Source organism: Paenarthrobacter sp. NPDC057355, from assembly GCF_042667405.1.
GTDB lineage: Bacteria > Actinomycetota > Actinomycetes > Actinomycetales > Micrococcaceae > Arthrobacter.
The window spans coordinates 1-8,850 of record NZ_JBHVAL010000037.1 but is presented as its reverse complement, the minus strand read 5'-3'; the positions used below and the strand labels follow the sequence as shown (position 1 = coordinate 8,850).

At 59.8% G+C, this 8,850-nt stretch carries 8 protein-coding genes; all 8 read right to left on the bottom strand.

The window, feature by feature from the left end; all coding sequences use genetic code 11:
- Positions 1-2,242 precede the first annotated feature (2,242 nt).
- The gene (locus tag ACFUOZ_RS21135; protein WP_377551948.1) at positions 2,243-2,539 is read right to left on the bottom strand and encodes a hypothetical protein; all 297 of its coding nucleotides are present in this window, start codon (positions 2,537-2,539) and stop codon (positions 2,243-2,245) included.
- On the bottom strand, positions 2,530-3,174 hold the full coding sequence (locus ACFUOZ_RS21130) for an AAA family ATPase (RefSeq protein WP_377551945.1): 645 nt from the start codon (positions 3,172-3,174) through the stop codon (positions 2,530-2,532). The genes ACFUOZ_RS21135 and ACFUOZ_RS21130 overlap by 10 nt, the downstream gene beginning before the upstream one ends.
- 133 nt (positions 3,175-3,307) lie before the next feature.
- Positions 3,308-3,730: a hypothetical protein gene (locus tag ACFUOZ_RS21125; RefSeq protein ID WP_377551942.1), complete on the bottom strand. Its 423-nt coding sequence runs from the start codon at positions 3,728-3,730 to the stop codon at positions 3,308-3,310.
- Between the two features lie 600 nt (positions 3,731-4,330).
- Entirely contained in the window at positions 4,331-5,680 is a 1,350-nt protein-coding gene (locus ACFUOZ_RS21120) for a hypothetical protein (RefSeq protein WP_377551940.1), read from the bottom strand.
- 144 nt (positions 5,681-5,824) lie between these two features.
- Complete coding sequence (locus tag ACFUOZ_RS21115; RefSeq protein WP_377551938.1) at positions 5,825-6,025, bottom strand: hypothetical protein; 201 nt, start codon at positions 6,023-6,025, stop codon at positions 5,825-5,827.
- Between the two features lie 434 nt (positions 6,026-6,459).
- Complete coding sequence (locus tag ACFUOZ_RS21110; RefSeq protein ID WP_377551936.1) at positions 6,460-7,227, bottom strand: hypothetical protein; 768 nt, start codon at positions 7,225-7,227, stop codon at positions 6,460-6,462.
- A gap of 241 nt (positions 7,228-7,468) precedes the next feature.
- On the bottom strand, positions 7,469-8,194 hold the full coding sequence (locus ACFUOZ_RS21105) for a hypothetical protein (protein WP_377551933.1): 726 nt from the start codon (positions 8,192-8,194) through the stop codon (positions 7,469-7,471).
- Between the two features lie 367 nt (positions 8,195-8,561).
- On the bottom strand, positions 8,562-8,850 hold a 289-nt coding region (locus ACFUOZ_RS21100; protein ID WP_377551931.1), incomplete at its 5' end, for a hypothetical protein.

Here is an 8,850-nt window from a genome sequence, read left to right as displayed (position 1 = left end):
CCAGTGTCCTGCCAGGGACCATCACTACGATCAACATCGTCAACACTGATTCCCCCAAGAATCTAGACGCACCATAAACAGGAGGAGGAGACCCCAAAGGGGTCTCCTCCTCCCTTCTTCAAAGAAACAACCCCTACGCTCATGCCCAGCAGCGCCCCGGTGCCCGCGCGGAGTCTTCCCCGGGTAGGCGGCGCCACGCACCCAAATGCGATGAAACTGCCGACTCCTTCCTGCCGGAACGAGTCGGCTACGACAGGGATACAGGACCGAGGCCCCCACAAGAAATTCTGAGCCCATCTCCTCAAAACCCCAGCACACACTGAACCACCACCACCCCCAATGAGTGATGCGCATCACCCGCGGGGATTAGACGCAAGAAGCCCCCAATCATCCTCTGCCGTGGACGGTCCGAGGCACGTTGGGGGGGGAAGAGCACAGAAGGCCGGTACCAGATCTGAACTGGTACCGGCCTTTCCTGCCTTTCCCTAACAGAAGGAAATCTCTCGCGCAGGCCCCCTGCCTACCGCGGGCCCATAGCGAAACCGTGCTGGGCGTTCTTCCAGCCAACGGTCAGGAGGGCATTTCCTTGCGGGCGGTTTGTTACAGGCCGCCTTTTTGGGGAGCAGGTCGCGTGGCCCCACCCGGCCACGCGACACGACGGCACCACGTCCGCCGCCGCTGCGCGCCGGGGTCTCAAGGGGGCTGAGTCATTCAACGGCACGCACTGCTCACCCGAGGCGCTTCACGGCGTTCCTGCAGCAGGGGGTCTCACTCCATGCCGCCCACACCACGCTCCCGGGCACCTACATAACCGGCGCAAACCCCCGAACGTGACGCAAAAGAAGAAAAACAACCGACCCACGGTCACCCTCGAATACGGAGGGAATCACCACCCAGGCTCCCAAGCACCGAAGCCCCTCACTCCGCACACGCTTGCCGGCACCAAAGAAGCCTTCAGGACTATTCGGAGGCCAGAGAGCCAACGGGCTTGGAGGGGCCCATACGGGTGTTTCGTCCCAGCCAGGGGCAAGGCTGTCCAGTTCATTGATACGTTCGGGAAACTCTCCCGGGTATTGAGAGCGGCAACACGAAGCCACAAAACATGCCAGGCCCCCACTCAGCCTCCGTCGTTGGACAACCGGCACGAAGGTCCCTGAAAGACATTCATCCACCGCACCAGTTCATCCCGGCGCCGCCCCAGGCCCGCTCCAAACTGAATAGGTTGTGTCCAGCCACACAGGGACAAACACCATCCAAGAGTGCGGAAACTCCAGACCCCCAGCTGCCCCTTGCGCTTCAACAAAGACACACGGGCCAAAATGGGCTGCCCTCAACTTCTTTGGCCTCGAAGTGGCTCAGGAGATCACTGGTGGCCTTGGACATCACGTATCTGCCGCACATGAGCCCGTTCTGCCTACAAACCGCCAAAGTGCCGAGCGTTTGCACACTTCAAGTACCTGGCCGGGCCTAAGTACCCCAGCGGTGATGTCCCCCGGAAGGATGAGTGCCGATTACTCGGGTGCCCGGGTCGCGATCGTTCTTGAATTAACGCAGCGGGTTCGCGGCAGACGGCGCAATTCCCCACGCTAGTGGGGATTCACCCGGTTTACCTGTCAAGGGAGCCCATTTTCGCTGTGCGAGAGTCCCAGTACCCCTCATATGTGGTCCTGAGCGTGCAACTACCTAAGTATCATGGCGATATTGCGGTGATACTTGATGCTCCTGCCGGGTGGCAGACGGCCGGGCCTTAGCCTGCTTGGAGGTCAAGCGTCCAGCGCGGGATCGGATTGCGCCCCCAGAACGGGGCTGACCTGAGCTTCATCTCGTCCAGAATCGCGCGGATTTCCGCTGGTGGAGCCGCTGCGATGACCCGGTGATCGTCCATGAGGGGCTTTCGGCTCTTTTCAAGGACGATCTGGGGTCATGTAATGGAAAGCCATCAGATAAACGTCTGCCTCCGGTGATAGTCGCCCGGGCGCCATGATGACCTGGAGCCGAAAGGCGTCAGGTGAGGTGAAGATGATGACCAGCTCACTGCCCTGCCGGACGGATTTCCGTATCAACTTCGCAACCCACGGCCCGGCCTGCGGGAATGACTCTAAGACTTCCCGAAGCTCAATGACCTATTCATTGTCATACTCCCCCCCGCCTGTTGCGAGCTTGTGTGGAACTGAAAAACGTCTGCCACTACGGCAGTATCATTATGAAATCATAATAATACTGTTGCAATACTGTCTTGCAACTATTTCCTGCTCGCGCGGCGGCGTTCCAGTTCGGGCCAAATGATGGATTCCAGGAGCTTTTGCTGGCTGCGCCTGTCGACCTCAGCTTCCTCTTTAAGGAGCTGCTTCTGGTAGTCGTTATACCGGAACAAGATTCCTTGCGGACCCACGGGCGCGTTCGGATCAAGTGCCGCCTCCTGAACTTCCGGCGCGTAGCCGCCCCTGCCGAATTCCTCGGCCTTCTTCGCGATGGCGGCTTCGTCCGCCGGAGCTGTTGCCGGGGAGGTGGGTAGTGGGTCGCGCTTCTTTATAGGCATCCTTGGATCTCCTTTACCAGTACCTGTACTTCTGCTTTTGCTTTTGCGTTTGGCATCTCAATGACGCCCCGGCCCGTGGGGATGCTGTCGCGGTAGGCCTTCCTGATCTTCAATGCAGCGTCGATCAGGGGGAGCTGCGGGTAGTCCCGGAGGTAGTCCTTTGCCTCGTCTTGCTCTGTGGCATTCGAGTCCGTGGGTACCTGCGTCAGGAGGACAAAAGCTCTGAGTTTGGGATTCATGTCCTGAGCTGCTTCGATCAGCCCGGCCATGCCGGGAAGTGTATCCAGGTCGAATTGGGACGGGCGGGTAGGAATGATCATGAGATCCGCCACCGTCATGGCCGTCCGCAATTCCTGGCTATCGTGCCCGGGGGCGTCTACGATCACGTAGTCGTACCGGGTAGCGAGGTCCTTGAGAGCCTCGCGGACGTTCCCGGTCTTTTGGATGGCATGGACACGAGGGAGTGAGTCGTCTTCGGCGCGGTCCTGCGCCCACGTAGTAGAGGACTCCGTGCTTTTATCGCAGTCAACGATCAGGACATCATGGCCCAGGCGGGCAAGTTCGGCCGCGACATTGACTGTTGTCGTTGTTTTGCCCGGACCGCCCTTCTGGCTGCCGACAAGAACTACTGGCATGTCTTCCTCTCAATGCGAATAAGTGCTACTGCCTCAATATCAAGGCGATGCTGTTTCAGTCGCAATCCGACACTGCAACAGTATAATTGCTGAACTGTTTTGATAGTAGCATCAAAACAATATCATAGTGATTCTAAAGCCTATTGGTGTTCGTGCTTACCCCGCCGCCGAGCGATTTCTTCGCCTTGAGCTGGGAGACGCACTGAGTAGAGATGCCCAACATGCGGGCTACCTCTGTAATGGTGAACGGCCGGCTGAGTTCCGCGACGACGGCGCGCGATTCGGACGCGGCTTTGGTGGACAGCTCCTGCGCTCTTTCAGCATCTTCTCTGGCTTGCGTCCATCGGCTCATGATGTCTCCGGGCGGCCTCAGGGTGACGTTCACCTTAGTTTCATCGGGGTCAAGGTTGAGTGCAATTGCTGCGAGGTCGGTTGCCATGTTCTGGATGTCCTTCGTCCGGCTGGTCTGAGTTACCCGGTCAAGCTCATGGATGCGGATTTCCCACCATTTGCCCTCCTTGTGCGCCACGGCTTCCAGTTCTCGTTTTATCGTCACTTTGTCCTCTCGTATCCCCGGCGCATGTCGGTAGGGGAGACCTTCAGTAAGTACGCTAGCCCCCCTTCCCGGCAAGATAGCTGTTGTGCATGTTTTCTCCTTCGAGGGATGGGGGCTTCTTGATATCTCTCTCAGACCCCCCTAGGAATAATGTTGCAAGTCCCCTTAGGATAAATTGCGGCTTGTGGTTGTGATGATCGCCGTCCCCGGCTGCGGTTACTCCCCGTCAGTAGCTAGCAGGTAGTCCGCTGAGCGCTTTGGAACCCGCGCACGTGCTGACGGTTCCTGTCCCCACCAGTGCCCGGCCCCGCACAGTAGATGTATGTCGTCTCAGCTGAAAAAACCCAACCCAGGACTGTAGAGGAGACGGCGACTCGAGTCTTGGACCATGGGAAACCCGTCCGGTTGGAGGAGTCCTACACAGCGAATTTCCGGGGAAATTGAAGGATTCTGTGTGATCTAGGGTTATTTGCTTCTTCCGGCGACCTGGTGCCGGCGGATCCTGAACTGTAGGTATCCAACAGTTCAAGTCTTCGCGCTGTTCCCATTGTGGGCCGGTGGAGACCGGAGGATGAATCTCAAAGCGGTCCACATTGGGTGTCAGCGCGTTGCGCCGCGTGCGGAGGCCTCTTGGAGGCCTCGTTCGTAGTCCTCTGCGAAGCGGGTCCGCCAAGACCCTGCCGGGGTAGCAGGCCGGGGCTCTGCGGCTGCTCGTTGACGCCGTTGGCGGTCAGCTTCGGCCTGGGCTTTCAGTTGCTGGGAGCGCTGGATGGCGCGTTGACTGCGGCTGTAGACAGGCTGGCCGTTCAGACGCCAGAAACCCAATTTGTGTTGGAGCAGCTTGGCAACGTCCTTGGCGCCGTCGAAACCATCATGACGGTGCTGTGTGCCGTCCGGTTTTGTATCCAGAGTGTGAAGGATATCAGCGGGGGTGTAATCGGCCCGGAAATAGGGGGCGAGGATCTTCGCCAGGTGCCGTGAGCGCAGCTTACGGAGCGGTGGTGAGTACCACTGAACGGTTCGGGCCGCTTGCAACTCGTTGAAATCGCGGGTTGCCTCGTCAGGGGCGCTTGTCGTCCCATCTAGTGGCCAGTGCAAATCTGTACGAGCGGCCGCGATATCTGCCACGTATTTAGTTGTCGCCTCAAAATAGGTTTTCAGAGTGGGCGAAGCCCACTCCGTTCTGCCTTTGGGGGAGCGTTTTCCTTTGGAGGGGATAGGGTTGCCATTTACGTCCACAGCGAGCCCGAACAGGCTCAGCAGCGGGTCCAGCTTGCACTTGGAATCCATGCGCTGAACTTCTTCCTCGCCGAACTGTGCCAGCTCCTCTTCGGTGGCAGGACGGCACAGGACGTAGACCGCCCGGTCGGCCATTCGGTCCTCGCGTTCTCCGCCCTTGTGCAGGTGGGAGAACCCGAGGCAGTTTTTTGGGGTGTAGATCGCTGAGCGGCCGCCGGCTACGTCAGCAAGGAACCCGTAGCGTTTGAGCCAGCGCTTGACCCTGCCCAAGGTTCCCTTGCCAATGCCTGCCATTGCCCGGAGGTACGCGTTGCCCGGGGCGGCCGTGTGGCTGTTGAAATCAAAGGTCAGGCGCAAAAGTCCGGCTACGGTCAGCACGTTGCGGCGGAAGTCAGATTTACGCAGCACGAGTTTTGGGTGCTGTCCGATGGCATCGAGCCAATCGAAGTCTGAGGTAAGGACGCAGCTGCCTTCAGGCACGGCGCGGAGAACAATGTCGGGGTCACGTTCAGCCATGCGGTTGACTCGTCTGGGGGCCTCTGTGCGCTTGGTGTGTTCGCCCACCAACGCGGCGTCCCGCTTCTTCCACAAGCCCGGGAGTCCTTGCACGGCGACGTAGCCCGGGACGCGGGGGAGAGGGTCCCCAGGGACGACATGCGGCGTGATATGGATCGGCGCGTGCGTTGACGGCACGGCAAGGTCCGCTACCATAGAGAGCAGTAACCTTTCGTTCGAAGGTACGAAAAAGGGAGCGTCCTCGCGAGAGGAAGCTTCTTAGTTCAGATCGCAGTCCCGCCAAGAACGAGATCTGAACGTCATACTTGTTGAAGGCCCGCCTCGTGCGGGCCTTCCTAGTTAACTGGCCATTGGTAAGGCCTCCTGCTTGGCCTTGAGGGTTTCGAGGTCGATGGTTGCGAGGTGTGCAGTCACGAGACGGACGATGTAGTCGCCGCGTGTGTCATTGGTGGCTTTAACAATTGCCTCCAATTTCTCCGCATCAGCGATCGGCAGGCGCGCTGTGACGCTATGACGCTTGCCCTTGCTTGGCATAGGCATTTTGTCTCCTGTTCCTCGAAGTGGATAAACCCATCCAAGGTGAAGCAGCTTCCATTAAGTGGGAGGCGGTCCGGCGTGTCGCTATACGCCTTGGATATATGAGGACCCTCACAACCTCCCACCATCGACAAAACGGCCCCAGCCTCGGCATTAGACCGCTGGCTGGAGCCGCCAGACCTTACTGGCCCCTGCTAGACGATCTTCTTGTCGGAAACCATGGGCGAGGTGGCATGAAAAACCAGAACAGGGAAATCAAGGCGAGCATGAAGAGCCCAAAGAGCGTCGGTTCCGGGATGACGCCATTCGTCGCCCAGAAGAGTAGCCACTGAGCGGACCATAATCCACCTGTAAAGGCGAGGTAAACGTACGCCCGGCCTGCAAAAGTGCGGGGGGTCATGTACGGCGAACCGTGGGGCACTTGGATTCTCCTTCTGTTACCTGCAGGCATCGTTCCAATTAATCCCGGTGCCAAAGGCCCATGCCCCGGCACCGCAAGCGGCACCGCCGATTCCCGCGCTCATCGCACCCACGGCTCCGCAGATAGCGCCAGTAGCAGCAGCGTAGCCGCCAGCCGCGAACCAGCCCTGCCAGCAGGACGGACCGGACCAGCCCGCAGTAGTGATAGTCGCTTCACTGTTCACGCTGGCAGTCCGGACAGATGCCCCAGACTGGGGAGTCTTCTTAGTGGTCAAAGCAACAGACTGCTTGCCGTCCTTACCGGTAATGACTTCAAAGCTCTTGCCCTTGATGCTGGCAACGAACGCTTTGACCTGGTCCTTGGTGAGCGCTGCCGCGAGGCCCTCCCCACCACCGGCTTCAACAGATCCAGCCTCGGAAATAAGGAAACCCGAGAACTCCGGGCTGGCCTTCAACATCTCAAGCTTCGAGGCGAATCCAGCAGCGTCACTGGCCTTGGCATTCTCGATGACTTCCGAAATAGGAACGCCGGAAGGATCACTGACTTTCGCTGCACTGGCGGCCCTACCATCAGCTGCGCCTGACGTGCCGTTGCCGATCAAGACTGATGTGACCGGGGCGTCACTGCCTGAAGCCAAAGCAGACGTACTGCCCGTGGATGCACCCATGGAATACGAAGACACAGCAACAACAGCCGCCGCCCCAACTCCAAGGATCGTCCTAAAAACCTTGTTTCCCGGCCCGCCACCTAAAGACAACTGCATCATCTGATTCTTCACATCCATCTCTCTTCCTCAAAGTCCCCCCAAATGAGGACGAGTTGGACAGTCTGCCCGCTAAAAGACTCGTTGTCATGTCACAAGCCACGCCAACCCACCCGACCGGTTCGAGGACCCGTGAGGAAAACCACGCTTAGCGTACACCGACGTCCGTTTTCTCAAGCGACCCCATGAGTGGAATGAACGTCTCCTTGTTGGCCGACGTGACGGACATGGTCACGCGGGTTGATACAACTACCGCAGCTACTCACATACTCCTTCGGTCGGATGCGACTGCGGAAGCGTTGGCTGCCACCAGGGTCGAAGCTCGAATGATGCTTGAAGATGCGGAAGAGGAGTGGCTCATTACCGCCCTCAAACGAGCTGACGAAGCGCTCTCAATAGCTGAGGCTGCCCTCAACTCAAAATAATGACCAGTGTTGTCACTCAGGAGGCTGTGCACGTCCGCCGGTTGTGGTGGGTGAGGTTCCCGCGCGTGGTGACCTGGCGGTTGTGTGCAGGCGGTCAGCTGGTTCCTGTTGTCCAGCATGTGTGCAGGAGCCCGAAGGATAGAGCTTTTGCTGTGCACATGTCGGCCGGAACGTGTGCGTTTGTTGGCGTCGAACATGGCGCGGATCTTCGCAATCGCGGTGACCTTGGCGGGGGAGTCGCCGACGTCCAGCTGGGCCGCGCGCTCGGCCTGGCGTTCCAGGATGCGCCGATGCTCGGCCTCCTGTTCGCGGCGGAGAGCAGCTGCCCGGGCTGCTTCCTGCTGATCGCGGGAGCGCAGTGGCTCGCCGGCCTCGGTGCGCCAGTGGCTGAGGCGGTGCCTCAGCCAGCCTCGCATCCGCCAGGCGTCTTTGGTTTCCGGTGCGCCGCTGTGTGGCCACAGCGTCCCGTCAGGGCGCCAATTGAGGGCGTGCAGGATGTCCGCAACGGTCCAACCTGCCAGAAAGAAGTCCCTGCAGGAGCTGGCCATGTCCGTGGGCGTCATGCAAACGCAGGGGAAAGCTCCGGTAACGGATCTCAGACGCGGCGGCCACACGCTGTATATGGCGTTTGGGTGTCCGGTGGACTGGCCATAGCAGTTCTGGACGCCATGGCATCTGGGCGGCAGGTGGGCCGCTTGCGGCGCTTGCAGGAATGAGTCTGGCGGAGCCACGTCGGGGTGAATGTTTTTCCTTGCGCGCGTGTATGGGTTAACTCTTTCTCTTTAAGGTGAGAACCGCCTAGGCGGGAGGGGTGCCGACTTTGTTCGCAAGCACAAGCGGCGAGGGCGCGCACAGTACGTACACGGCTGCTTCGTTGATGACGTTGCCCGTCAGGGCCGGCAGCGGCGCGTTGGCTTGCGTGCCCTGGCGCTACGCGGCCGATGAGGCCAGGAGGCGAAGAACTCGCGCCACGGTCGTCCTGGACGTCCCCGTGGCCTCGATGAGGGCTTCCCAGCCCGGTCGTGCCGTCATGCTCTCGTAGTCGGCACGCTCGATAAGGGCACGGAGGACGGCGACGATGGTCGCGCGGCCGTTGCGGTTCCGCAACGCGAACTTCTCGTGTCTGAGCAGCGCAACCATGGTCTGCCGGCCGTGAGCGGCGCGGACCATGCCTGCCGGTACGGCGGCCCGAACAACGGTTGACGCGGTCTCCTGGCCG